Origin of the sequence: Mucilaginibacter sp. P25 (assembly GCF_050859465.1) — a bacterium.
GTDB classification, from domain to species: domain Bacteria; phylum Bacteroidota; class Bacteroidia; order Sphingobacteriales; family Sphingobacteriaceae; genus Mucilaginibacter; species Mucilaginibacter gossypii.
Genome location: NZ_CP193937.1, coordinates 3,295,868 through 3,321,155, shown reverse-complemented (window position 1 = coordinate 3,321,155; position 25,288 = coordinate 3,295,868). Strand labels below are relative to the sequence as shown.

Sequence of the window (25,288 nt, the reverse complement as noted above, 5' to 3'; positions counted from 1 at the left end):
CCTTATATCGGGTCTAAGACATTGTCTTATCCGCTCGCATATTACTTTACCAAAAAAGGTGGTCAAAGCAGCCTTTTAAGCTACGGTATCCCAAATGAAAACGAATTAATAAGCAACCCCGAAATCAATGCACCGCTCAAAAAAGCATTCGATCTGCAACCGGGCTTCCTATCTAAATTAGTTAACGAAAACGGCGCAACCGAAGAATGGGAAGTTTTTAAAGATGAATTAGGACAGTCATACATCTACAGCAAAACAACCGGTGCCGTTGCTTATTTTATTAATAACGGCACTATGTTTTACTTCACCAGCTTTTATGGCGATAAAACGTCGCTCCTCCATTATTTTTACCTTGCCGCATATAAAGTTATTTTTAACGATGCAGGATATATCCAGGCTAATGATGAGTTTCCGGTACCGCTTACCCATAACAAAACATTGCTTTGGCTGCAGGATTTTATTGCGCCTTTTTACCGGTTCATCAGCATAAAATATAAAAGCGGGATCCAGCTGAAAAAGACAGGGCTAAATATTGTATCCAAACAATACCAGGAAATTGCAGGTAAAACAATGCCGCTTACTGAATCAACAGTTTTGGTTGACCACGGCAGTTTGCAGGCTTTCGTCATAAATATAAACGGACAGCATATTGAAGCACAATGGAGTACAGAAAATTAACCATACTTTTTGCCTTGCTATTTGCTGCTCTTGTAACCCGTGCACAAGATAATAAACTTGCCACGGCCGATAGTACCGCCGAACAATTGTACAATGCCGGCAACTGGAAACAACTTATCAGGTTTGTAAATCAATCGGTTGCCGATAGTGTAGACTCGCCCGCTTTACGCTTTAAGGCAGGCTACGCTTATATGCTTACCAGCAATTACAAAGCTGCCATTTATCAGTTTAACCAGGTTTTACTTCAAGAACCGCAAAATGTAACTGCATATTTATATGCTTACTACTGCAACACCTACATCAACAACAATAACGCTGCGTTTTACAATGCATCGCATTTAGACACAGCAACCCTGCGTGCTATCAAGTTATCACTCTTTGGTTTAACTGATGCGGTTTTAGAAAGTGGCATAAAATTGCCTAATAGCAACGAACGCGACAACGGCTTTTTTGAACGCGCGGGTATCGGTTTAAGATTATCGTGGCGTTTGCAGTTGGACCAATCATTTATGTTTTTCAAACAGAATATATTCAGATCGGGCTATATTGATTACTTTAATCAAACAGGCAAAACCGACCGCCAGTTTGAATATTATGCTAAAACGAAATATTCTTTCACTAAAAACATCAGTTTACTTGGCGCGTACCATTATTTACATACCAGCTACCGGAGCAATATTTACCAAAGTAACCTTGGGCTGTTAGGAGTAAAATATGATACCCGTTACATTGATTTGCAGGGCGATATTAACTTTGGCAAACTCATTAATAAAACCCTAAAACAATATGATGCCAAAGTGGATTTTTATCCACTGGGAAACTTGAATCTATACACCACAAGCAGGGCATCGGTACTGAATTTAAGCGGAGTAATTCATTTCATTTATAGTCAGTCGGTAGGATTTAAAGTATTAAATAAAACGTGGCTGGAAACAGTCGCTACTTTTGGCAACCAGGATGATTACCTGGATGCGGACGGGCTTTATGTGTATAACGCTATCGATCCTACAAAATTTAAATGCGGTGAAAGCGTTTTTTATCAGTTAGGTAACCATGCCTTATTGAATTTAAATTACTTTTATGAAAAGAAAACAGACATTTACCGGGCTGTTAACTATAACCAAAACTCTGTTACGTTAGGTATAACATGGAAATTTTAAAGAAGACGTTTATTCCCATTTTTTTATTTGTATTTGCAGCACAATTGCAGGCACAGACAAATGTGGTGCTTCAAAAAGCTTTTCACAACAGTTATACCAATGAATTAAACAAAAACTACGTTGCTGCCATTGCCGATATTTATCCTTACTATTCGGAAAATAATTATGAGATAGCCATCAGGCTGGGTTGGCTCCATTACCTCAATAAAAACTACACTGCTTCGCAAACTTATTATCAAAAAGCAGTTAACCTGAAGCCTGGCGCTATTGAGGCTAAGTTTGGTTATATAAAGCCGCTCTCTTTTTTGCAAAACTGGGATAAAGTGCTGGAACAATATCTTGCTATCCTGAAAATAGACCCGCAAAACACGCAGGCTAATTATTGGGGAGGCGTAATTTATTATAACCGCAAACAATACGAACCCGCTATTAAGCTTTTCAGAGTAGTAGTAACGCTTTACCCTTTTGATTATGACGGCAACCACATGCTGGCCTGGTCGATGCTTATGGCTGGAAAAAAGCTGAAGCGAAACCTTTTTTTGAAAAAGCGCTGATCATTAAACCTGCAGATGCCTCGAGTACTGATGGCTTAGCCAGGTGTAACTAAAAAAACTACCAAAACATTTTATGTAGAGACACATTTGATGCATCTCTCGCGAGATAAAGCACACCTCACAGCGCTTAACATGAGGTAACTTGCATATAGCAGACGCATGTGAATGCGTCTCTACATTGTATCCTCATACATCGATTTAAATCCGCTGTTTGTCGACACTTTTCCCGACGACCCGATTTTACAAATTAATTTTAATTAAACCTGTCCGAAAAAAGGCAGCGCTAATTATCAATTTAAATTAATTCTATGAAAATGAAATCATTTTACGCCTCACTATTGATGGTCGGCACAATAATCGGCCTGGCATCATGTAAAAAGGAAAACGCTTCAAAATCAGCTTCGGCCGGCAGCGTTTCGTCATCAGCCGTCACATCAACCGGCGCCATCGCTATTAGCCTTGCATCGTCCGGAACTACTACCGACAGCGTTTATATGGTTGGCTGCTATGGCAAGCATGATACCAAAGACTCCGTTGCTTTTAGCACATTACCTACAGTTATTGGCACTTACCTTACAGCCAATTACAGCGGTTATACATTCAAAAAAGCATACTCCATTACTGATAGTACTAATACAGTTATCAACTACATTGTGGTTATCAAATACAACAGCGCTTTGGTTGGCCTCAAATTCACTGCTGCTGGTACGTTTGTAAGCATCCTTGAGCAACGCGAAGGTGTTGACCTTAAAGGACCAGGATGGCACTTAGGCGGATTCTTTGATAATCGTGACAGTAAACACCGCGATACCATTGCCATTTCGGCCCTTCCTTCTGCTGTGAGCAACTATTTTTCAACAACCTATCCAACAGATACTTTGTTGCATGCCTCTATCGCACCCGATAACGTATACATTTTGATAAGCCAGAACGGGGTACTTTACTCAACAACGGTAACCGCAGCAGGCAAACTTGTAAAACGTATTCAGATAGAAAAACACGATTTAAAACATGCCGTAGTAGCTGAAGCTAACTTACCGGCTGCTATTACCACTTATCTTACTGCTACTTATCCGGGCTACGTATTTGATAAAGCATTTTCTGAAAGCCCCGGCGGAACCCTGCAAGGTTACGTTGTATTGATTACATCAAACAATACCAAATACGCTTTAATTTTTAATGCGTCCGGTACATTTGTCAGAGTCCTGCCTATCCACTAAACAATCGAGATTATAGCGCTGTTGGTAAGCCATGTTTTTAATTAAACATGGCTTACTTGCTTAGTTTCAGAGCCCCAAACAGCGGATTACATATTTATTTCCTGCTGATGAGTTTAAAATTGGAGAATTTAACATACGAGCGGTGCGGCCCGTAGGTACTATGGTAAAGGCCGATTTGCAGATCAGCACCAATTAAATCAGGCCTAACAACCGGGCTTCCGGGCAGATCGGTCCAATGTATGCCGTCGTTGCCGCTTCTGATGTAAAACACATCGTCCGACTTTTGGATCTGCAGGTAACGGTTGTAATTCCAGCCGGTTTGAGTATTGGTTTGCATGCGGTCGCCGGTTTTAAAATTGGTGAGCATATTGCCACAGTTCCAGGCCGGGAAAATACTGTTCTGGATCAGGTTTTCGCTTCCTTCAGTACCGGGTTGTTTGACTTTCCGTACCATTAATCCCATATCACTGTTGCCGGCCACCTTTTTTCCTTTAAACCGCTTACGTCGGCTACTTCTACTTCGGCCACAAAATCACCCGAAACATTCCTGTATAAAAATGGCCCATAAGGCAAATTCCCATCCCAGTTTGAACCTTTTGATTCCAACGTAAGCAAACTATCACTGATAGATACTTTATTCTCCGGCTTGTCCCCGCCTATCAAACCATTCCATATAGTGCCGGTTACGCCATTAGTCACAAAGTCTCTATTAATTGTAAACCCATCTGCAACGGCATTAAATAAGATCGAAGCTGTACTCACCGGCAATGCCGCAGTTTTTGAACTTACATTACCATAGTTGTCTTTAACTTTAAAAGAGTAGCTATAATTTTTATCAGCCGAAAGCCCATAACTGATATAATGCGGATCAGCCTGCCAGCCGCTTGATTTGCTGTTATCTGTCTCGTTAATAAAATCATATTGGAGGTTTGATTTTACAGAAGCATATGCAGGCGCTTCCATTTCAACCATGCCGGGTGTTACAGCCGTCGGAGCAGCTTTAAATGCAAACGAACCTGCTATAGGCGGATGATAGTTCTGTTTCCAACCCAGGCTCAATTGTTTAATTTCTGCTGATGATAAGCTATGTTTATAGACCACAAGATTAGATACCGCACCATTAAAACCATCGCCCAGTAAAAGCTTGCCGGTGAGCTTATCTGTATTTGATATTGTTGCTATTATAGCACCATCTACATATAATTTAGCGGCATTGCCACTAACAGTTTTTATGACATAGTGCCATTGGTCCGCACTCAGATATTTACCGGCATTGATGAAAGCCCCTTTCAACGATTGTGATTTCAGTATCGCGCCGCTTTGCGTTGATGCGTTTTGGTAAACACTTAAGACTACACTATAACCTTTTTTGTTATTAATATCAACAAAATTATTAAATACAAGCGGGCTGTTGCCATTAAAACTAACAGCAATTTTTCCTTTTATATCCGTTACTTCTGCTCCCTGCCCTTCAGCAGATAAGAAAGCCCCGCCTGCATCGCCGTTATTTGTCCATTTTTGAAGCCGGCCATAATTAAGTTTTGCGGCATCGAGGTAAAGGGCAATATCAGATTTTGTAGGATGCAGAGCCCATTGTTTTATGACACTATCGGCCATTGGCCTGTTATAAACTTTAAGCGACGAAATAGCGCCTGAAAAATATGCTGAACGATTTGTTTTTGCCCCGATAATAAATTTATCTGCAAGCTGTAGAAACAGCATCTTGTTTTCTGCATTGTTCTGCTCGCCATCGACAAATAGTTTTTCAACTGAGCCATCAAACGTAACAACCACCTGGTGCCATTTGCCGGCTGCAGGCATTGTTTTATATTGAAAGTCGGAAACGCCAAAATGTTGTACGGCACCGGCTGTTTTATTGCTTCCGAAACCAAAAGTAGCGCTGCGATGATCCGATTCGCCGTTTGTCCAGCTTAATACCGGGTTTTCGTCTTTGATCAGATCGGCATAAACCTCGTACCATACTGTATAACTGTTATTACCTGCAAGCGACCGGGGCACCGCCACCGTTGATTCAAGCGACTGCGTACCAATAAACACCACAGCTTTTTTACCTGCAATAATATCAATAACCGGAGGTTTACCAGTTGCAGTAAAACTACCGCCCAACGCGCCGTTGTTAGTCCATTGAGATAGAGCTTCGCCCGCCTGAAGATTATCGGTGTTTAGGTTTACCAATAAACCTTCTTTCTCGTCTGGAGCTACAGCTTTTGATATTTCTTTTTTATCGGCAGAAGTAAGATCTCCGGTTACTACCCGTTCGCCATAAACTTTCACGTTCCAAATCGCTTTATATAGCCCCGGATATTCCGTGCCGGTAATTGTTAAGCGGATAAAGCGGGCCTGGGCATTTCCTGAATCTACCATCGGCGAACCATGTTGTTTGTTCTCCCTCCTGTCAGCAAACAACTTCCAAGTTTTACCATCTACCGATGATTCTACCAGGTATTGATAGTACCATGTTGCATATTCAAATTGGGTCAAAACCTGTTGTACCGTTTTTACCGAACCTAAATCGATGGTGATCCAGGCAGGGCTACGACTGTTATCTGCTGGTTTCCATAAGGTGCCATTATTATTATCAACCGCAAATGAGGGTTTATAATTTTCGTTGTAAAAAGATGAGGCAGTGACCTTTTTTTGATAAGCTTCGTCGGGAGCATTAATGGTGCTTTTTCCTAATAGCCCAACGCCAAGATGGGTAGGAACAATCTTTTCAATATTGCCATCTGAGTCAAACACGATCTTATCCGCACAAACCTGCCGGTGATAACCTCCGTTTGAATGCGGGTTATTATGGCGGTGATATACCATATAAAAATCATCCCCAACCTGCACTACCGACTCATGCCCAGGCCCGTGAATAGTGCCATCACTGTTGGTACTCAGCACCGGGTTATTTTTGCCGAACTCAAACGACCCCATCGGCCCGGTTTTGCTGATGGCGTATTGTACCCGGTAGGTAGAATCTTCGCAAAAACCAGACGAGTAGGTGAAATAGTAGATGCCTTTACGTTTAAACATAAAAGGTGCTTCAAAAAAATCTTTGGCAATGGTATTCGGAATCTTTGCCGTTTTGGCAAAGGTGTGCATATCTGCATTTAGCAAACCCACGCCACAACCATGATCAGGATAGATGCCCCAGGTACCCCAAAACATATAGATCTTGCCGTCGTCATCTTTAAAGGTTTGTCCATCCAGCGTAATCACCCCTGGGATAAAATAATTGGGGATCATTGATTTTCCATCGGGCATTAGGGGTGTCCACGGCCCGGTAGGGCTTGCTGACGATGCTCCATAGATATCAACCGGCTGGCAGTAGTACATGTAAAACTTACCATCGTTACCATTGATAACATCGGGGGCCCAATAGTAATTGGAGGTTGGCCAGTTCATATCATGCATGGTCCAGTTCACAAAATCTTTGGATGTCCAAACCTGTGATGGGCCATGCCCCCGCCGTTGCCATCGGTGGTAGCATAAATGTAGTAGGTATCGCCAAACTTGCGTACAGTTGGGTCGGCAAAGTAGCCGGGAATAATGGGATTACCATTACCTGGCACTGTTGCTGATTGTTGCTGTGCAAAACTGTTTAATACAGCCAAACACATATACCAGAAAAGAAAAACCGTTAATTGAAGTTTATGCATTGTACCTTGTTACATAGGTAAAGCTAAAAGCTGAAGGCACAACGCCAAAAGCTAACTACCCTTTATCAAATATTAAAATACCTGTAGAGGATTTTATTTAATTATGTGCCAACTCATCCGTGTTTCTTGCAGGCGGCTCTGCGTTAAGCAGGTGCTTTACAAAAAAGTCGCGTTTCTTTTTACGACCGTAAGGACCGCCATCGCTATGGCCCATACCCGGCACCACCAGCAGGTCGAACATTTTATTGTTTTTGATCAACGCATCCGCAAAACGGAAGGTTGACTCAGGCGGAACATTGTTATCGGCCTCACCTACTATCAGCATCAAATCGCCCTGCAATTTACCGGCATTGGTAATGTTTGATTGCTGCTCATAATGCGGCCCAACAGGGTAGCCCATCCACTGCTCATTCCACCATTGTTTATCGATACGATTATCATGACAGCCGCAGGCAGATACCGCAGCTTTATAAAATTCAGGGTGGAATAACAAAGCACCAGCAGAATTTTGTCCGCCTGCAGATGTACCGTAAACACCTATCCTGCTGATATCAACCTGTGGATATTTGGCAGCAAGCGCCTGCATCCATAAAATACGATCGGCAAAACCGGCATCTGCAAGGTTATGCCAGCATACATCATGAAAAGCTTTTGAACGGTTGGCTGTGCCCATGCCATCCATCTGCACCACTATAAAACCCAGTTGGGCTATGCTTTGCATCTCATTCACAGCGGAAAAACTTTTAGGCACAAATGAATCCTGCGGACCGGCGTAAATATTTTCAATTACCGGGTAGCTCTTATTGGGATCCATATTGGCCGGGCGATATACCACGCCCCATATATCCGTCTTTCCATCCCTTGCCTTGGCAACAAACACCTCAGGCAGTTTGACGCCGGTAGCTAAAAGACCGGTCAAATCAGCATGTTCAAGTTCCGTAACCGTTTTCAGGCCGGCAGTGCTTTTGATTACAATACGGGGAGCAGTATTAACCTCTGAATATGTATCAATATAATATTTTCTATCCGGCGAAAAGCTTAGGCTATGATTACCTTTTTCGGGTGTAAGGTCAACCAGGTTTTTACCATCAAAACCAATGCGGTAATAGTGCATAAAGTAAGGGTCTTCACCAACATTTTTACCGCTTCCTTTAAACCAGATCTGTCTTTTCTTAACATCAACACCATCAATATCACGTACTACCCAATCGCCCTTGGTTACCAATTTTTCTTTGCCGCTCAATTCATCAACCAGGTAAATATGACGCCAGCCGTCTTTTTCGGTTACCCATACTATCTCATGCGTTTTTGAGGCATAATAAGTGTAGATCCTTTGCTCATAAATAAAAGTGTTTGTTTTTTCATCGATGATGTTACGGGTTTTACCATTGGTAACATCTACCTCGATAACCCTGAAACGCTGGTGACCGCGATCTGCCTTTTCATAGGTAAAATAGCGGCTGTCGCCATCGCGCCAATGCAATCGAGGCGCACCAAAAAAATCTATCTTTTCGGCATCGGTTTTTATCGCGCTTTTATCGGTGATATTGAATATATACTGCTGATACGAGGTAAACTCATCACCCGGCTGATCATATTCATGTGATTTCAGCACCGCTCTTGTGGTACCTGGTAGTGAACTGAGCAAGTAATAAACTTCTTTTGTTTTCTTAGAGTCAATGCGATAACCTACGATATGTTTACTATCCGGCGACCATGTAAGCTCACCGTAAGGCTTATCTAAATTACCATCCGTAGTTAACTTGATTTCGGTTGAGTTTTTTAACGATTTAACAATGATGTTTCCTCCTTTAACAAAGGCAGTCCATTGCTTATCGGGCGATACAGAATCGGCGCTAACACCTTCCCAACGGTAATGGCGTTCCTGTAGCGGCTTCTCGTTATCATAACTTTGATGTACCGTATCTGTAGTTTTAATGCATTGCAATGTGCCCAAATCGCACATAAGCCAGGTACCGCCTGTTTTAAATGTTGCCTGCTTTTTATCGGCACTAAAAAACATATCTTCAATACGGAAGCCGCCATCTTTCACAGGTTTGCCTGTTGCTTTGCTTACCTCAGTACTTAACTGACTGCTTTCAAAAATGGTTTTCTTAGTTCCTTTTTCAGGATCAACCAAAACATAAGCTGTTTGATTATTGGCAGTTTTTTTACCGTACCAGAATTCATTCCCCCCAGCCTGCCAGTTAGGCCTGATACCGGTAACAAGCGGAATCTTTTTTAAGGCAGAATCAAGGGCATCAGCTGCTTTATAGTTTTGCAGTACTTCTGCGTGGGTGGGGTAATATGGAGTAGCTTTAGTTTGCTGAGCCTTGGCTGATTGACCTGCAGCTGCTAAAAAAAGGTTAACAGTAAAAATTGGTGGTACCTTGTCATAAGTTAATAGTGTTGCGTAAAGTTACCTAACACCACCAGTTTATATTTACATAAATTAACACATCATAGCAGGCATTTAGCAAAAGGGCCCGCGCCTTTTGGATGCGGGCCCTTTTGTTTGGTTAATGTCTTATGAAATTTCACGCAGGTCCAAGCGTTCTTCGCTTGAATTATAAAATCAGGAAGTGTCTATGCCTGGGCCGACAAGGCAGTCGACGGGGTTAACAGGGTTAACAGAAATTCGATTTTCAATCTATAAACAACTAATAATCAATCTATTAAACAAAAGACAGGGTTACCTCTAAATCCAGAGCTCAGTTGAAGTTGAATGCTGTTAGCTCAAGAAACTAAACGAACAAAGGATTTAAAAAATCATCTCTTTAGAACAATAACCCATGATTGGACACGAGTAAAGAATTAAACGCCGTATCGACTCACCCCGACATCGCTGCGCTCGTCACCCCTCTCTACCCAAGCGTAAAGAGGGGATTTTACTCTTCTTTCCTTTACCCTCTTTCCGCCAAAGGCGAAGAGAGGGTGGTCCAGCATAGCGCAGACCGGGTGAGTCAACTATGCGCCATATCACTTTTATTTATCCGCTATCCTCTCAAAGCTTCAATCTCCTCCCGGGTTTTAGGCAAATATTTACCTAATAACTGGCTGCCGGTATCGGTTATTAAAAAGTTATCTTCAATACGGATCCCGCCGAAATCACGATAGGTATTCAACACATCGTAATTAATAAACTCAGCGAATTTCTTTTCGGCCTGCCAGCGGTCTATCAGTTCCGGAATAATATAGATACCCGGCTCAACAGTAAGCACATAACCAGCTTCCAGTTCGCGGCCTAACCTCAATGATTTTAGACCGAAGACAGCAGTTTCTTTTTTCAAGGCATCGGTATAGCCAACATATTGCTCACCTAAATCTTCCATATCATGGGTATCCATGCCCAGCATGTGGCCTAAGCCGCATTGAAAAAACATGGCGTGTGCTCCGGCTGCAACCGCCTCGGCCGGGTCACCTTTCATCAGGTTTACGGCTTTCAGGCCTTCGGCCAATTTCTGGCAGGCTTGCAGGTGCACATCTTTGTAGCGTACACCGGGTTTCAGCATACTAATGGCATGATCCATTGAATTTAAAACCACATCATACAACTCCCTTTGGCGGGTGGTAAACTGTTTGCCTACCGGGAAGGTACGGGTCAAATCGCCGCCGTAGTGCATGGCATTTTCGGCACCAATATCGCTCAGTACCATATCACCCTCTTCCAGGATATTACCGTAATAGTGCGTGTGCAGTGTTTGACCGTGTTTAGTGATGATAGCCGGGTAACCCAAGCGTGAATCATTGGCTATGGCCACTTCATGTGCTTTGGCAACCAGTTCATACTCCCTTGTACCCGGACGGGCATATTTCATTACCGCCAGTTCCATGTCAACGCTGATGGATACGGCTTTCTCTATCTCGGCAACCTCCAACGGAGTTTTGATAACCCTTTGGGCTATAACCGCTTTTACCAGTTGCAATGAAACGCGACCAGCCACATCTTCCAGACTGGTGTTTAACCAATCGGCCAGTTTGATTTTATTTTCGGGGCGATAAGGCGGCAGAATATGAACCTGGCGGCTACCGGTTACCGCCTTGTGGATATAATGCTTTACATCGGCATAAGGCCTTGTTTGCGAAACGCCAACCAGCGCGGCCATCTCACTTACAGATGGTAAGGTGCCTGTCCAAACGATATCATCAATGGTAAGGTCGTTTCCAAATATCACTTCCTCACCGGTATCGGTGTCAATGATAGCTGCTAAACCTGCTACATCAAGTCCGAAATAATATAAAAAACTGCTATCCTGCCTAAACAGGTAGGTATTGTCTTTATAGTTCATGCTGCTATCCTCGTTCCCTAACAAAACGATGATACCGTTGGCGCCCATACTCTGTTTTAAAACATTGCGGCGCTGTACGTAAACCTGCTGATCAAAAAGTTGAAGTTTCATAATGCAAAATTAAACATGCCGGCTCTGTTGAGGAACCGGCATGTGCAAGTATAATTTAAATTTGATTATCTGATGATGATTAACGGCTCACTATTTCTTCCATTCGCCATCAAACAAGCGCCAGATGTTGGTTGGGTTGGCCTGTTGTAAGGCTAAAGGCAATAATGAATCCGGGCAGTTTTGGTAACAAACCGGGCGCACCCACCTTTTAGCGGCATTAATGCCTACTGCTGTAAAACGACTATCGGTAGTGGCCGGGAACGGGCCGCCATGCACCATACTGGCACAAACTTCAACACCTGTTGGTACGCCGTTAAACAATACCCTGCCTGCTATGGTCGGCAATAATTGCAACAGGTTTGAATGGCCCGCAAAATCCTCGTCGGTACCCATTACTGTAGTAGTGAGTTGTCCCGATACCGATTTTAAAACGTTGATTAGTTCCTGCTCGTCTTTACAGCTTACCATTAATGAGTATGGGCCGAACACCTCCTCATGTAACAGGTGGTTTTCAAGGAAAGTTTCGGCATTTACCAGGGCGATGGTTGGTTGAGCTTCAATGTCAACAGCTTCGGTAGCTGATTTTACCACACTTGTTATACCTTCCTGTTCCAAAGCCGCATGGCTCTTTTTCTCATAAGCCGAATGGATGCCGGCATGCAACATTTTGGCTGGTTTAATAGCTTCAATACCATTACCCAAAAGTTTATAGAAATTATCAAGACCTTCACCTTCAATAGCAAGCATTAAGCCCGGATTGGTACAAAACTGACCAACACCTAAAGTAATGGAACCTGCATATTGTACGGCCAAATCAGCAGCGTTTTCATTTAAAGTATCCGGCAAAAATATAACCGGGTTTATGCTGCCCATTTCTGAAAATACAGGGATAGGCTTTTTACGCTCTGACGAATATTGCAGCAGGGCTAAACCGCCAACAGTTGAACCGGTGAAGCCAACTGCAGCGGTATCATCTGCCTGAACCAATGCTTTACCGCTTTCAAAGGATGTACCATGTACATGTTGAAAAACATGCTCAGGCATATTGCTGCTTACAATAGCTTTTTTGATAGCCTGATAAACCATTTCAGAAGTTTCGGCATGGGCAGGGTGTGCTTTTACTACTACCGAACAGCCTGCACCCAAAGCACTTGCAGTATCGCCACCTGCGGTTGAATACGCAAATGGGAAATTGCTTGCGCCAAAAACAACAACCGGTCCCAGCGGGACAAGCATTTTGCGGAGATCAGGACGCGGTAACGGTTTCCTGTCGGGCAAAGCGGTATCAATACTGGCCTCAACCCAGCTACCTTCGCGCAGCATCCCTGCAAACATACGCAGCTGACCGGTGGTACGGGCACGTTCTCCGCTTAAACGCGGTAACGGGAGGTTAGTTTCTTCAGCTGCTTTTTGCAGTAGGGCATCGCCTACTGCTTCTATTTCATCAGCAATAGCTTCTAAAAACAGGGCCTTTTGTTCGGCACTTGTTTTTTGGTAAGCCTCAAACGCGCTTTGCGATTGCTGCATAATGATATTTATTTCTTTGGTGCTTTCTTCTTTAAAGTTGTTAGCCATGGCAGATATTTTAGTAAAAAACGAGGGCTTACGCCATTATTTTGCGCAAGCAAATATATTTAACCTTTTATGATATGTACTGAAGATTTCTAACCAGTTATAGCAGGATTTTATCTTATTTACCCAACACATCCTCAAAATAGATTAAAAAACGGTCAAGACATCCCGTATTCAACAAGCAGGTAATAGTCTTGTTTACATCAATTTATAAAACCTTACCCCGTGTGGCGGGATATTACAGGAAACAGCAGCAACATTTTTTGCGATATCTTTTTGCTGCCAGATATCCCGCACTACTTTAACCCTGCCTACATGAATGCTGTTAAGATCAAGCGTATACTTCGTGTATTTTTTTCTAAGATTAAAAATACCTACAGCCTTACTCCCATCTGCCAGTTTCTTAACCCAAACCTGGATCTGCTTATCGTTAATCATGCGTACGGCTTGCTTGCCTGCCACATCCTGATCAATGGCAATTACCTCCCGATTTTTTAACAGGTTGAGGGTAAACTCATCAAGCTTATCCATATCACAGCCAATAAGCAGGGGTGCCGATAAAAGGCTCCATAAGCTCATGTGGGTATATTGCTCATAAGGCGTTAGATTAGTTTGGTGAAGATTTTCGCCCCAGCCTACCCTGCCCAAAATAAGCATATCCGGGTCGTTCCAGCCTCCCGGTCTGGCATAGGCTGCATTATTGGTTTGACTGAAGCCGATGCCGTACAAGCTTTCCCATGTATCGGTAATATCCTCGGTTGTACGCCATAGGTTGCCATTCATTTTTGCGCCCCACTTCCAAACATCTTTGATACCGTACTGGCAAATGCTGTAAATAATATCCCGTGGTTGCTTTGCCAATTCATCGCGCATGACCATATATGGCTTTTGCTGGGCGAATAATGTGGTATCACCTGCCGTTTGGTCTGAGTAGCTGCACAGGTCGTATTTTAAATAATCAACGCCCCAGTTAAAGTAAGTGGTAGCATCCTGCCCTTCATACCCTAACGAGCCCAGGTAACCACCACAGGTTTTAGCACCCGGCGATGAATAAATGCCAAATTTTAATCCCTGTTGATGCAGGTGTGCGCCAAGTACTTTCATATCCGGAAACTTTTCGTTCGCGGCTATTTCTCCGTTTTGTAGCCTTGCGGGTGCCTGCCAGCCATCATCCACATTAATAAAATTCCAACCATAATCAGTAAGACCTTTATCAACCATAGCTTTAGCCGAAAGCCTTACCTTTTCTGTCGCTCACATTTAATCCCCAGCAATTCCAGCTGTTCCAGCCCATGGGCGGGGTAAGCGCTAATAACTTACCCGATTTAATAGTTAGCGTTCGTTCGCTTTTTCCTAAAGTATTGCTTACGGAAACTGATACATTGTAATCACCTGCTTCAGGTGCAGTTCCTGTTATAATGCCTGTTTTATTATCAAGTACTAAACCTTGAGGCAAATTCTTAACCATATATTTCAAGGGCTGTTGTCCGCTTGCAGCAATTTTATAAAGTACCGGTGAGCCGGGATGAACGCCTAAAACTGAAGCGCCATTAATCATTGGCTTTAAAGATGCTTTAGGAGTAAGCAAATACGGCGCTATTTCGGCAAAGGTTTTGGTTTTGCCCGATGCCGCTTCGGTAAACTCGTAAAACAGTTTAATGCCTTCGCGGTGCGGAAAGGTAAGCGTATAAGTTTCTTTGCCCAGAGATGGAAGGTTAGCAGCTATTGTTTTTTCGGCGATTGTCTTTTCGGTCACTTCGTCAACTATCCTGTAATGAAACTTACCACTGATATTACTTTTAAAGCTATTGCCTACAGTTAATTTCCGGACAGACTGCGCGTTGGGTAGAAAGCTGATATCGGCTTGGGTAAAAACGATGCCATCAAATTTTTCCAGCATATCAATATAAGGAGCTCCCATAAAAATACCGCCCGAGCCGCCGCCATCATACACTTTTATGGCGATGATATTTTCTCCGTCCCATTTAATGGCCGGATCATTTGCTGCAACGCAATAATTGCGTACGGCAGGCCACTTGCTTATATAACCGCCTTTATCTTCAGGAAATGCACCCGTTTTACCAATCAGTTTGCCGTTAAAATAAGTTTCATCAACATCATTAACATGCGCAAGAAACACCCGCAAACTATCGCCCCAAACTGCTTGCTTTTTTAATGAAGATGGGATAACTACATGGATGCGGTACCAGGCAAAGCCATGATAATCCGGGTAGCCCTGCTCCTGCCATACATCGCCAACTTTGATACTTTTCCACTGCGTATCGTTGAAAGCAGCGTCTTTCCAGGCAGCATCATTCCCGGTAGAGAATTTTGCAGTGCCCAGCTTAATAAAATTTCCGTTTTGAGCGAAAGCTGCTATGGCGATAGTTAAAAGCCATAGCAGCGATAAGATCTTTTTCATGAATTGATATAATGAATGTCCCGGTCTACAAACTTTCAACCGGGAGTTCGGCGCTTTTGCGTTGCTTGCTGCCGCCTATCAGGTAGTAAACTGGGATGCCCGTTAAAGTAATGATTAAGCCAGGGTACGTATAAGCAGGTTTATATTTAATCAATAACAGGCAAAAAGCAATGCCCATAATGATATAAATAACCGGCAGTACCGGGTAGCCGAAAGCTTTGTAAGGCCGCTCGGCATTGGGCATTTTTTTCGGAGGATAAAGATCCCGATGATGGTAAGCACATAAAAAACTACTACCACAAAGGAAATCATATCCAGCAGATCGCCATATTTACCACTCAGGCTCCAAAGACACGCAAACACACATTGCAACCACAAACCAAAACCCGGTACCGAGTTTTTATTAAGCGTCCCCACTTTTTTGAAGAAAAGCCCGTCCTTAGCCATAGAGTAATAAACCCTTGCACCCGACATGATAAGCCCGTTATTACAGCCAAAGGTTGAGACCATGATGAGCAGCGCAATGATCACAGTACCCGAACTGCCAAAAATATGCTGTGATGCAACTACACCTACCCTGTCCTTATCGGCGCTGGCAATGTCATGCAGGGAAAGCACGCCGGTATACATCACATTGGTTAATATATAAATCACTGTCACAATCAGGGTACCCAGCGCCAAACTTAAACCGATATTCCTTTTAGGGTTTTTAATTTCACCGGCAATAAAAGTTACGTTATTCCAGGAATCGCTGCTGAATATGGAGCCCACCATAGCCGATGCTATTGCACCCAGGGCAGCAATGGTGGTGTACGAAGCGATAGAACCATTTGCGCTGAGGCTATGCATGCTCCAGGCATTTTTCCAGTTCTCGTTCCATACCGAAGCTTTCAATGAGAATAATCCAAACACAATTAAGCCCAGCAAACTCAGCAGCTTAGCCATGGTAAAAATGGTTTGTACTATTTTACCGCTGTTTACCCCGCGGGTATTGATATAAGTTAAAAATACAATCACCAGGATGGAAAGCAGTTGAGCCGGGGATATGGTGACAAAACCAAAATCAATAGCAACGATGCTTTCACTTAATTGCGGAATGAGGTAAGCTGTAAACTTGGCGAAGGCTACACCCACGGCCGCAATAGTAGCTGTTTGGATCACCGTAAAAAAGCTCCATCCGTATAAAAAGCCCACCAAAGGGCTGTAAGCTTCCTTCAGGTAAACATACTGCCCTCCTGCCCTTGGAAACATGGCGCTTAATTCGCCGTAACTTAGGGCAGCAGTGAGGGTCATAAAACCGGTAATAAGCCACACAAATAGCAGCCAGCCTGCGCTGCCCACATTGCGGGTAATATCCGCGCTCACAATAAAAATACCGGAGCCAATCATACTGCCCGCCACCAGCATGGTGGCATCCATCAACCGCAACGAAGGCTTAAAAGAAGTGCTGTTCTCCATAATTTTTTTAGCTAAAAGCTGAAAGCATAAAGCTTAAAGCTTACCATTAATGCTGTTTTATTAACTATTTGCCTCTGAAGTCGTAGAACTTCCAGCTTGTTGTAAAGTCTTTAGTTAATGCTTGATTGGTCAATGTTGCCCGAAGCATCTCAACAGGAATCAGATTTTCCTTAATGGCAGCATCGTGGAATTGCTTATAGGTCATTTTTCCACTGTCAACCAGTTCTTTTCTCAATTCTGTCAACTGCAAACCACCTAACAGGTATGCTACCTGGTAAAGCGGACTATAGCCGCCTTCAAACGAGCGCCTTACCTCGCCTTCGGCATTAGCGCGTTCATGACCAACACGGTCAACCAAAAAGTCGATGCATTGCTCAGGTGTCCAGTTGCCTAAATGGTAGTTGAGCGAAAAGATGATCCTTGCACAACGGTGCATACGCCAAAACAGCATGCCTACACGTTCTTCGGGGGTTTTGGCAAAGCCTTTGTCGTATAACAACAGCTCCCAGTATAAAGCCCAGCCTTCAATTGCAAACGGGGTACCGAAATCCTGGCGATAAGCTTTATACCGGCTGTTCATAAAATACTGCAGGTTATGACCGGGAATCAATTCGTGCTGCACCGTCCCCCTTGAAAAGTAAGGGTTGTTGCCCCGCATGCTCATCAGCCTGTCGTCATACTGCATGGTATTGGTTGGGTATGAGATACTAATCTCCTTGCCACCGGTAAAAAACGGGTTAACCAACTGCCTTTGCGGCGACATCATCACCATGCCCCAGGTCTCCTCGGCCAATGGCGGTATCGTGATCAAATCGCGCTCTTTTATGAAGCTTAGTGCATCATTATATAGTTTAACAATTAGTTCGGGCTGATGGCCTACCGGCACATAACTGTTTTTTACTTTTTCGAGGGCCTTTTTCCAATCGCTGCCAAAACCCATTTCCTGCGATGCTTTCAGCATTTCCTTATCGCACCAGGCAAACTCCTTGTTAGCCAGTTTAATAAGCTCTTCGGGCGTGTAAGGGATCATCTCGGCCTGTAACTGATTAATCAGCTCTTGCCTGCCAATAGGTACGCCTTTTATACCGCTGCTATCGCTTTTTTGGCTGGTGTTCAGCTTTCCTTTACTAATGGCTAACTCGCTGTACCTTTCCAGCGCATTGTCAACGGCTTTATAAGGTTCAGGTACCCACCAGGTAAACGAAGGATCGTATTTATTATAGAAACCAAAAAAGTCCTTTAAACGGCCTTTCAAACCCAATAAAGCAGCTTTGGTTACTTTAGCCACCGGCATATCCACCGATGGAAGTTTACGATACGCTGTGGTATCTGCTTTAAGTTCTTTCAAGATCTTGTTCAGATCCCCTGCAACCTTTTCGCCATCAACAAATGTTCCGCGGCGGCGTTTTTGTTCAAGCGCGTAAATCTCATCGGCAAACGAGATGTATTTGGCTGCCTGGCTGTAAAGGTCTTCTTCCTTTTTCAGATCTTTCAGATCAAAGTTAATGCGCTTTTTCAGCAGGATATAATCAACTTTGCCATATATGCTCAGGGCATTAAAATCTGTTTGCTCCAGTTGTTTCAGATAATCGTTATCAACTTCAATGAGCCTTTTGCGCTGCTCGGGTGAATTAATGACATCTTGTTTGTACTGTTCTTCAGCACGGTCATTAACATTATAGGGCGAATAAAAATCGTGGATGGCATTCATGTCCTGCCCGTACCTGATTATGGTACCGGCTACTTCGCTGCTTTGCTCATACAAATTGCTGGATGGAGCAGTTTGTGCATTTGCAGTCAGGACACCAAAAGTAAGGGCATAAAGGGCTAAACCTTTTATGGTTGTTTTAGTATTAATAAGCACGATATATTTGGTTTGAGGTAAAGAAAATTAAGTAGCAATTAGCTTGCAGCCCTGTTAAGGCTGATAAGATTGTTGTTGTATGAGTCGAGATAGCCTCGCGGCGAGTTGCCTATGACACATTTGAACACCCGGTTAAAGTTGGTGATACTTTTGAAGCCGCATTTATAGGCCACCGTGTTGATACTTTCAAATTTATGGGCGATCAATTTTTTGCAGGCCTCGTTGATCCTGATCTCGTTCAGGAATGAAATAAAAGTATGACCAGTATGCTTTTTGAAATATCTGCAAAACGACTCCGGCGTCATGTAGGCCACCTTAGCAACATCCTCAAGTGTAATGGGCTCACTATAGTGCTGCATGATGTAGTTGTAGATATTACCAATCCTGATCCCTTCGTTTTCGGTTATGCCCGGTAAATTGCCATAGGTTGACAAAGGATCCAATTTGCTTTTGATATTGGTGAGCCCCTTAAGCAGATGGAAAAACTGGATCAACTGATCGGGCCCCGATGCTTTCTGCAGCGCGATCATGATCTGCGATACTTTGTCAACAACAGAATGAGGCAATTTGAAGCCCTGCTGGTGCTGCTGCATAAATATGAGGCTTGGCTTTAACTCGGGTAAATTAAACAGCGGTGCCAGCGCACCTTCAGGGTTAAAGAATATGGTAAGCGCTTCTATTTGCTTGTTCGCATTGGGCGCAAAGTATTCGGGATTACTTTTAAACACATGCGGCAGGTTTGCACCAATTAAAAACAAATCGCCTGCAGAGTAATCATGCATGTTATTTCCTGCAATCAAAGTACCCTCACCCTGCTGGATCCACGTGAGCTGAATTTCTTTATGACGGTGCAGGTAGGGGTAATGATAAGGTAAGCTAACCTTTTCTGCTATCACACTTTTATCGTGCGGAACCGGGATAGTAAATTGTAAAACTTTCATCTGCTACTTGATTATCACTTGTTGAATTTACAATTACTTAACTTAATTTGCTAACAAATGAACTTAAAAGGATAAAATACGGGCAATATTTGATAATTTATGGTTGGTACAGGTGCCAAAATTGACCGAAAAACCCATTTTTATCCAACAAATAGAAAGTAAATTAAATGTTATATAAACAATTAAAATCGAAATTATAGCCACAACAGCCACCATTTGACCGAATAAAATATTTTTAATTGTACAGAATACAACTATTGTACATTTTACACTAACCATGCATTTTACGCAGAAAACCCGTTTTTTAATCTGTTTTTTATGATACAAGTAATAAAACAGACTCTTATTAACGCAAAAAACCGTTCATCAGGGGTAAATGAACGGTTCCGTTTTCCGGCATGCCAGAAGGGTTATCAATTGTTTAAATTAAGATCTTTCAGGGGCAAATTCTTTAATATCAATAGAGGTTGGTTTGCCAGATATGATTTCGTTTGCCAGTAAACCCGTTGCCGCGCCAAGGCTCAAGCCCATCATACCATGCCCGGTAGCCACAGTAAGGTTGTTATATTGTTTGCTCCTGCCGATGTATGGTAATCCATCTGCAGATGAAGGCCGGAAACCGAACCAGATATCCTTTTGTTCAGGGACAGCAGGTTTTAAACCCGGGAAGTATTTTGGCACTGATTCTACAATACCTTTTACACGGTTCATGTTGATACGATCGTTGATCTTGTCAAGTTCCATGGTACCACCATAACGTAAACCACCATTCATTGGGGTTATAGCAACCCTCGCTTCGGCTAACAATGCCGGGATATGCATAGTTTCACTATTATCTTTTACATTGAAAGAATAACCTTTACCCGGCATCAGCAAGATCTTTAAACCCAACAATCTGCCAATAGCCGGCGACCATGAACCACCCGCAATAATGTATTCATCAGCAGTAAACTCTTCATTGTCTGCCAATACCCTGCTCACTTTACCACCTTTGGTTTCAATTTTAGTAACCTCTTTATTGGTAAGCAATTGTACACCAACGGTTTTCAGGTGCCTGATCAAAGCCGCCATCAGCTTATTTGGCGAAAGGTGTGCATCGCAACGGTAATGTACCGCGCCCAACACATCAAGTTCAAGCTTGGGTTGCAGCTTTTTACAGTCATTAACACTAAGCACCGCCATATCCAGGCCCAATTCCCTGCCCTTTTCGGCCATATGTGCTTCTTCCTCGCCAGCCTTTTCGGTTTTATAAAACATCAGGATGCCTTTTTCAACCAGGTCAAAATCAAAACCGGGCTCTTTGCTCAGGTCCTCATAAAGCTTTTTGCTAAGCAGAGAAAGTTCCGTTAAAGGAACAGCCGATTTTTCAACGTGTGCTGCATTGGCTTTCTTTAAGAATTTCAATCCCCATGAAATTAGTTCGGGGTTTAAGGATGGTTTTACGTAGAACGGGCTTTTGCTGTTAAACATCCACTTAATACCCTGCGAAACCATACCCGGAGTTGCCAGCGGGATAAAATGGCTTGGCACTATCATACCAGCGTTGCCATATGAGCAGCTATCTGTCATATCGCCTTTATCCAGCACAGTAACCTCGTGCCCGGCTTTTTGTAAGTAATAAGCCGAACTAAGTCCTACTATTCCACCTCCTATTATCAGCACCTTTGCCATTTTTATTTTAAGCTGAAAGCTTAAGGCGGAAAGCCGAAAGCTTGTTAATAATTCTTTTTTAAACGTCCCATCAGGGTCTCTCGCAGAGGACCCTGATGTATACGCCATGCAGATTAGCCGTTCTGAGCATTTATTAGATGTTTAGAAAGCGTTGAACCTCAGGGTCCTCTGCGAGAGACCCTGAGGGAACGTGGATATTGTTATATCACCTGGAAACCGTGAGCATACGGATCGTCATCATCTATCTTAATGGTATTGTAGCCATATACTTTGGCCCAGCCTTCTACACTTGGTATAATGGCATCAATATCATTGATCTTAACCACGTCTTCAACCTTACCAATAAATTTACTGCCGATGATGCTTTCGTGAACAAAAGACTCACCCACTTTCAGTTTACCTTTAGCAAACCATTGCGCCATGCGGGCCGAAGTACCGGTTCCGCAAGGCGACCTGTCGATAGCTTTATCACCGTAAAATACCGCGTTACGTGCAGTTGCATCTTCAGATAAGGTAGCACCTGCCCAAAGGATGTGCGTACAGGTATTGATAGTAGGATCCTGCGGATGTACAAACTGGTACTTTTCGTTAATACGTTTGCGCAACACCTGGCTCCAGGCTATCAGCTGACCGGCTGTATAATGCTCGATACCTTTAAAGTTAGGCTGAGGATCAACAATGGCGTAATAGTTACCACCATACGAAACGTCGATAGTAAGTGTACCTAAGTCAGGGCATTCAACCTCTAAATCAGTTGCAGCCAAGTAGGCTGCAACATTCCTTAACTTTACAGAGGTTACTTTTTTGCCCTCCTGTTTATACTCAATCAATACAAGACCGGCAGGAGCTTCCATGCGCACAATACCCTGATTTTTAGGCTGGATCAGCCCTTCCTCAATAGCTATGGTGATTGTGCCGATAGTTCCGTGCCCGCACATTGGTAAACAACCGCTGGTTTCAATAAACAAAACAGCAACATCGTTTTCCGGATCATGAGGCGGATACAGGATACTGCCCGACATCATATCATGACCGCGGGGTTCAAACATCAGGCCCGTCCTGATCCAATCATACTCTTTTAAAAAGTGCTGACGTTTCTGGCTCATGTTGTCACCTTTAAGGGTAGGGCCGCCACCGGCCACCAGCCTTACTGGGTTACCGCAGGTATGTGCATCAACACAAAAAAAGTTTTACTTGCCATATGCAATTATAACGCTACTTCGGTTAATTTACCCCAGCTGCCTACAGGCAACTCAGGCCTTGCAGCAAGTGCATCATTTATGATTTTCTGAACCTTTTCGCGCTCTGCACCAATTAGTGGTAAACGTGGCGCACGTACATTTTCGGTACCAATGCCGGTTGCAACTTCGGCCAGTTTAATGTATTGTACCAATTTAGGGTGAATATCCAGCTCAAGCACAGGTAAAAACCAACGATAAATCGCCAAAGCCTCATCATAACGTTTTGCTTTAACCAAACGGTAAATAGCAACAGTTTCTTTAGGGAAGGCATCAACCAAACCGGCAACCCAACCATCGGCACCCATCACAAGGCTTTCCATAGCCAGGGGATCAACGCCGGTAAAAATCTTGAACCTTTCGCCAAAACGGTTGATCATGCGGGTAACGTTTGATATATCACGGGTTGATTCTTTTACCGCCTGGATATTATCGTAAGCAGCAAGCTCTTCAAACATATCTAAAGTAACCTCAACTTTGTAATCAACAGGATTGTTATAGATCATGATTGGCAATTCGGTACTTTTTGCAATAGTAGTAAGGTAAGCGACCGTTTCGCGGGCCTCACTATTATAACGCATCGGCGGCAACAGCATCAGGCCATCAGCACCTTTATCAAATGCTTTTTGGGCGTAAGCAACAGCCGCTTTGGTAGTTTGCTCGGCAATGTTCAGTATAACAGGTACTTTTCCTTTTACAAACTCAACAGTATGTGTAAGCAGCGCGAATTTTTCGTCATCGCTTAAAACGCTTGCTTCGCCTAATGAGCCGCCTAATATAAATCCGTCAACGCCGGCCTCAAGCTGGGCGTTCAGGTTTATATCAAAAGCATCAAAATCAAGTTCGTCATTATCTGTAAATTTTGTAGTTACTGCAGGGAGTACACCTTTCCAATCAAAAGTTATCATTGTATATTATTTTTCACAAAACTAAAAATAGTATTAAATAAGTTTATTTAACAATTTAGCAGACAATAACCGTATTTTAACCAATAATGTCAAAATCGCGCGTATTGCCTGCTAAATAACGCCTATTGCGCATCCCACCAAACCCTGTCGGTAAGCTTAGCGTTTTGCTGCGGCTGCGGGTTTGAAGTCATTTCTGACTGCGGATACAACACCCTGCGTGGGATATCCGACAAGGCGTTTTTCACCTTGGTTAAAGCCGGGAATCCCGTACGCCTCCAGTCAACATAATTCTCCATCGACAGGAAGTTAGCTACAACCTTTTCCTCAATAATGAGCTTCATGGCATTGGCACTGGTAAGCGTTCCCCTTGAAGTTAAGTAACTATCCGCAACATCATCGGCAATACCCAGTTTTGACATGTGCGATTTAACAGCCAGCGTGTAAACCGGTTGTGCGGCGGTAGCCCCGGATATTACAAATGTAGCTTCAGCTTTTAAAAATAATGCCTCCGAGTAAGTAACAATATAGTTATTTGAACTTGTACTTGCATAAAAAGAGCCACCTAATGAGTAGGCCTCCAAACTGCCAATATCGTCCGAGCCGATCACTCTTCCGGTATATAACCCTGTTTCAATTGCAGGCGCTACCATTTTTGATACCCTGGGATCTTTTCTGCTTGCAAAACCATCAACAAATGTTGAGGCCAATACCAGCGTTGAGCCCGGTAAAAAGTTTTGCTGCCATGGGTTTTCGGCTCCGGCCCCGCCAGCGAAAGGCATTTTCATATCATCATCGTTACTTGCCATACCATTTTGAAGGGCAGTGAGTGCCAACTGTGCCTGTGCTGCTGCAGTATGACCGGGTGCTTTAGTAAGGTGCATGTAATAACGTGCCTTTAGCGTATAAGCCGCCTTTTTCCATTTGCTCATATCACCGGCGTAGTAAAAATCATCGCCAGTTGGCACGGTAGCGCTGCTTTTGGCGATATCGGCAATAGCATTATCGAGCAGGGTTTGGATCTGCGCATAAACAGATTCCTGGCTGTCATAAGTTGGTGTAACGTTGGCAATACCCTGAAAACCTTTTGAAAAGGGAACATCGCCCCAAACATCAGTAGCCGAGCCAAGTGTATAAGCCAGCAAAATCTTTGATATGGCTGCGTAATTCGCATTACCATCGGCTTCCGCTTTTTTGTTTAACAGTACAAGGTTATTCATCACTTGCGTGTAAAAATTATACCAGTCACCGTCCATATCCTGATGATACATGAGATAAGTGCCAAAATTTGGCGGTACCTGGTTTAAGGCTATGACCTGCAGGTATTGCTGTATTACTATCGGAAGGTTACCGCCGGCGGTGATATTTTGTGATACGGCAGCTTCAACCGGGGCCAGGATCAGTGATTCTTTAACATCGATAGGTCTGTTGGGATCGTGGTTTACATCAATGTATTTTTTACAGCCCGTAAAGCTTACCAACGCGCATGTTATTAACGTGATATATTTATTTTTCATGACAATTTCTTATTAGTGAT

Annotated in this window: 18 protein-coding genes and 1 pseudogene; 4 read left to right on the top strand and 15 right to left on the bottom strand. The window is 43.3% G+C overall.

Features of this window, described 5'->3' with window-relative positions; all coding sequences use genetic code 11:
• Positions 1–21: 21 nt before the first annotated feature.
• From ACRQ5D_RS16790 to ACRQ5D_RS16775, 4 genes are all read left to right on the top strand, one after another.
• Positions 22–678, top strand: coding sequence for a hypothetical protein (locus ACRQ5D_RS16790; protein WP_432329627.1), 657 nt, complete (start codon positions 22–24; stop codon positions 676–678).
• Positions 660–1,838: a tetratricopeptide repeat protein gene (locus tag ACRQ5D_RS16785; protein WP_091163005.1), complete on the top strand. Its 1,179-nt coding sequence runs from the start codon at positions 660–662 to the stop codon at positions 1,836–1,838. The genes ACRQ5D_RS16790 and ACRQ5D_RS16785 overlap by 19 nt, the downstream gene beginning before the upstream one ends.
• A complete protein-coding gene (locus ACRQ5D_RS16780) occupies positions 1,826–2,392 on the top strand; it encodes a tetratricopeptide repeat protein (protein ID WP_431200041.1) in 567 nt (188 codons plus the stop codon). Before ACRQ5D_RS16785 ends, ACRQ5D_RS16780 begins: the two co-directional genes overlap by 13 nt.
• Positions 2,393–2,706: 314 nt before the next feature.
• Entirely contained in the window at positions 2,707–3,612 is a 906-nt protein-coding gene (locus tag ACRQ5D_RS16775) for a PepSY-like domain-containing protein (RefSeq protein WP_176844365.1), read from the top strand.
• A gap of 94 nt (positions 3,613–3,706) precedes the next feature.
• Here the strand turns inward: ACRQ5D_RS16775 and ACRQ5D_RS16770 are convergent, their stop codons facing one another.
• From ACRQ5D_RS16770 to ACRQ5D_RS16700, 15 genes and pseudogenes are all read right to left on the bottom strand, one after another.
• Complete coding sequence (locus tag ACRQ5D_RS16770) at positions 3,707–4,066, bottom strand: hypothetical protein (protein ID WP_431200040.1); 360 nt, start codon at positions 4,064–4,066, stop codon at positions 3,707–3,709.
• Entirely contained in the window at positions 4,066–7,047 is a 2,982-nt protein-coding gene (locus ACRQ5D_RS16765) for a family 43 glycosylhydrolase (protein ID WP_432329624.1), read from the bottom strand. The genes ACRQ5D_RS16770 and ACRQ5D_RS16765 overlap by 1 nt, the downstream gene beginning before the upstream one ends.
• On the bottom strand, positions 7,044–7,280 hold the full coding sequence (locus tag ACRQ5D_RS16760) for a hypothetical protein (protein ID WP_431200038.1): 237 nt from the start codon (positions 7,278–7,280) through the stop codon (positions 7,044–7,046). The genes ACRQ5D_RS16765 and ACRQ5D_RS16760 overlap by 4 nt, the downstream gene beginning before the upstream one ends.
• A 97-nt stretch (positions 7,281–7,377) precedes the next feature.
• Positions 7,378–9,420, bottom strand: coding sequence for a DPP IV N-terminal domain-containing protein (locus tag ACRQ5D_RS16755; RefSeq protein WP_432329622.1), 2,043 nt, complete (start codon positions 9,418–9,420; stop codon positions 7,378–7,380).
• An 856-nt stretch (positions 9,421–10,276) separates the two neighbouring features.
• Positions 10,277–11,680: an aminopeptidase P family protein gene (locus ACRQ5D_RS16750; protein ID WP_091163000.1), complete on the bottom strand. Its 1,404-nt coding sequence runs from the start codon at positions 11,678–11,680 to the stop codon at positions 10,277–10,279.
• Positions 11,681–11,770: 90 nt separating this feature from the next.
• Positions 11,771–13,255 (bottom strand): aldehyde dehydrogenase (NADP(+)), encoded by a 1,485-nt coding sequence (locus tag ACRQ5D_RS16745; protein ID WP_091162999.1) that lies wholly within the window; start codon positions 13,253–13,255, stop codon positions 11,771–11,773.
• Positions 13,256–13,450: 195 nt separating this feature from the next.
• The gene (locus tag ACRQ5D_RS16740; protein WP_431200036.1) at positions 13,451–14,473 is read right to left on the bottom strand and encodes a glycoside hydrolase family 27 protein; all 1,023 of its coding nucleotides are present in this window, start codon (positions 14,471–14,473) and stop codon (positions 13,451–13,453) included.
• 4 nt (positions 14,474–14,477) lie between these two features.
• Positions 14,478–15,674, bottom strand: a complete 1,197-nt coding sequence (locus ACRQ5D_RS16735; protein WP_431200035.1) for a putative Ig domain-containing protein — start codon at positions 15,672–15,674, stop codon at positions 14,478–14,480.
• A 150-nt stretch (positions 15,675–15,824) separates the two neighbouring features.
• Positions 15,825–17,132 (bottom strand): APC family permease, encoded by a 1,308-nt coding sequence (locus tag ACRQ5D_RS16730; protein WP_431200034.1) that lies wholly within the window; start codon positions 17,130–17,132, stop codon positions 15,825–15,827.
• 64 nt (positions 17,133–17,196) lie between these two features.
• A complete protein-coding gene (locus ACRQ5D_RS16725) occupies positions 17,197–18,996 on the bottom strand; it encodes a DUF885 family protein (RefSeq protein ID WP_256337340.1) in 1,800 nt (599 codons plus the stop codon).
• A 38-nt stretch (positions 18,997–19,034) separates the two neighbouring features.
• Positions 19,035–19,937: an AraC family transcriptional regulator gene (locus tag ACRQ5D_RS16720; RefSeq protein ID WP_091162996.1), complete on the bottom strand. Its 903-nt coding sequence runs from the start codon at positions 19,935–19,937 to the stop codon at positions 19,035–19,037.
• A gap of 426 nt (positions 19,938–20,363) precedes the next feature.
• On the bottom strand, positions 20,364–21,608 hold the full coding sequence (locus ACRQ5D_RS16715; RefSeq protein WP_091163476.1) for an NAD(P)/FAD-dependent oxidoreductase: 1,245 nt from the start codon (positions 21,606–21,608) through the stop codon (positions 20,364–20,366).
• Positions 21,609–21,808: 200 nt separating this feature from the next.
• Positions 21,809–22,783: pseudogene (locus tag ACRQ5D_RS16710) on the bottom strand (4-hydroxyproline epimerase); the annotation flags it as partial.
• Between the two features lie 32 nt (positions 22,784–22,815).
• Positions 22,816–23,754, bottom strand: coding sequence for a dihydrodipicolinate synthase family protein (locus ACRQ5D_RS16705; protein ID WP_091162993.1), 939 nt, complete (start codon positions 23,752–23,754; stop codon positions 22,816–22,818).
• A 122-nt stretch (positions 23,755–23,876) separates the two neighbouring features.
• Complete coding sequence (locus tag ACRQ5D_RS16700) at positions 23,877–25,268, bottom strand: SusD/RagB family nutrient-binding outer membrane lipoprotein (protein WP_091162992.1); 1,392 nt, start codon at positions 25,266–25,268, stop codon at positions 23,877–23,879.
• Between the last annotated feature and the right edge of the window lie 20 nt (positions 25,269–25,288).

Excerpts from the sequence above, each read along its gene's own strand:
- ACRQ5D_RS16745 (WP_091162999.1), bottom strand. The coding sequence starts at position 13,255 with ATGGCTAACAACTTTAAAGAAGAAAGCACCAAAGAAATAAATATCATT.
- ACRQ5D_RS16775 (WP_176844365.1), top strand. The coding sequence starts at position 2,707 with ATGAAATCATTTTACGCCTCACTATTGATGGTCGGCACAATAATCGGC.
- ACRQ5D_RS16770 (WP_431200040.1), bottom strand. The coding sequence starts at position 4,066 with ATGGTACGGAAAGTCAAACAACCCGGTACTGAAGGAAGCGAAAACCTG.
- ACRQ5D_RS16780 (WP_431200041.1), top strand. The coding sequence starts at position 1,826 with ATGGAAATTTTAAAGAAGACGTTTATTCCCATTTTTTTATTTGTATTT.
- ACRQ5D_RS16705 (WP_091162993.1), bottom strand. The coding sequence starts at position 23,754 with ATGATAACTTTTGATTGGAAAGGTGTACTCCCTGCAGTAACTACAAAA.
- ACRQ5D_RS16735 (WP_431200035.1), bottom strand. The coding sequence starts at position 15,674 with ATGAAAAAGATCTTATCGCTGCTATGGCTTTTAACTATCGCCATAGCA.
- ACRQ5D_RS16740 (WP_431200036.1), bottom strand. The coding sequence starts at position 14,473 with ATGGTTGATAAAGGTCTTACTGATTATGGTTGGAATTTTATTAATGTG.
- ACRQ5D_RS16785 (WP_091163005.1), top strand. The coding sequence starts at position 660 with ATGGAGTACAGAAAATTAACCATACTTTTTGCCTTGCTATTTGCTGCT.
- ACRQ5D_RS16730 (WP_431200034.1), bottom strand. The coding sequence starts at position 17,132 with ATGGAGAACAGCACTTCTTTTAAGCCTTCGTTGCGGTTGATGGATGCC.
- ACRQ5D_RS16760 (WP_431200038.1), bottom strand. The coding sequence starts at position 7,280 with ATGCATAAACTTCAATTAACGGTTTTTCTTTTCTGGTATATGTGTTTG.
- ACRQ5D_RS16720 (WP_091162996.1), bottom strand. The coding sequence starts at position 19,937 with ATGAAAGTTTTACAATTTACTATCCCGGTTCCGCACGATAAAAGTGTG.
- ACRQ5D_RS16700 (WP_091162992.1), bottom strand. The coding sequence starts at position 25,268 with ATGAAAAATAAATATATCACGTTAATAACATGCGCGTTGGTAAGCTTT.
- ACRQ5D_RS16750 (WP_091163000.1), bottom strand. The coding sequence starts at position 11,680 with ATGAAACTTCAACTTTTTGATCAGCAGGTTTACGTACAGCGCCGCAAT.
- ACRQ5D_RS16715 (WP_091163476.1), bottom strand. The coding sequence starts at position 21,608 with ATGGCAAAGGTGCTGATAATAGGAGGTGGAATAGTAGGACTTAGTTCG.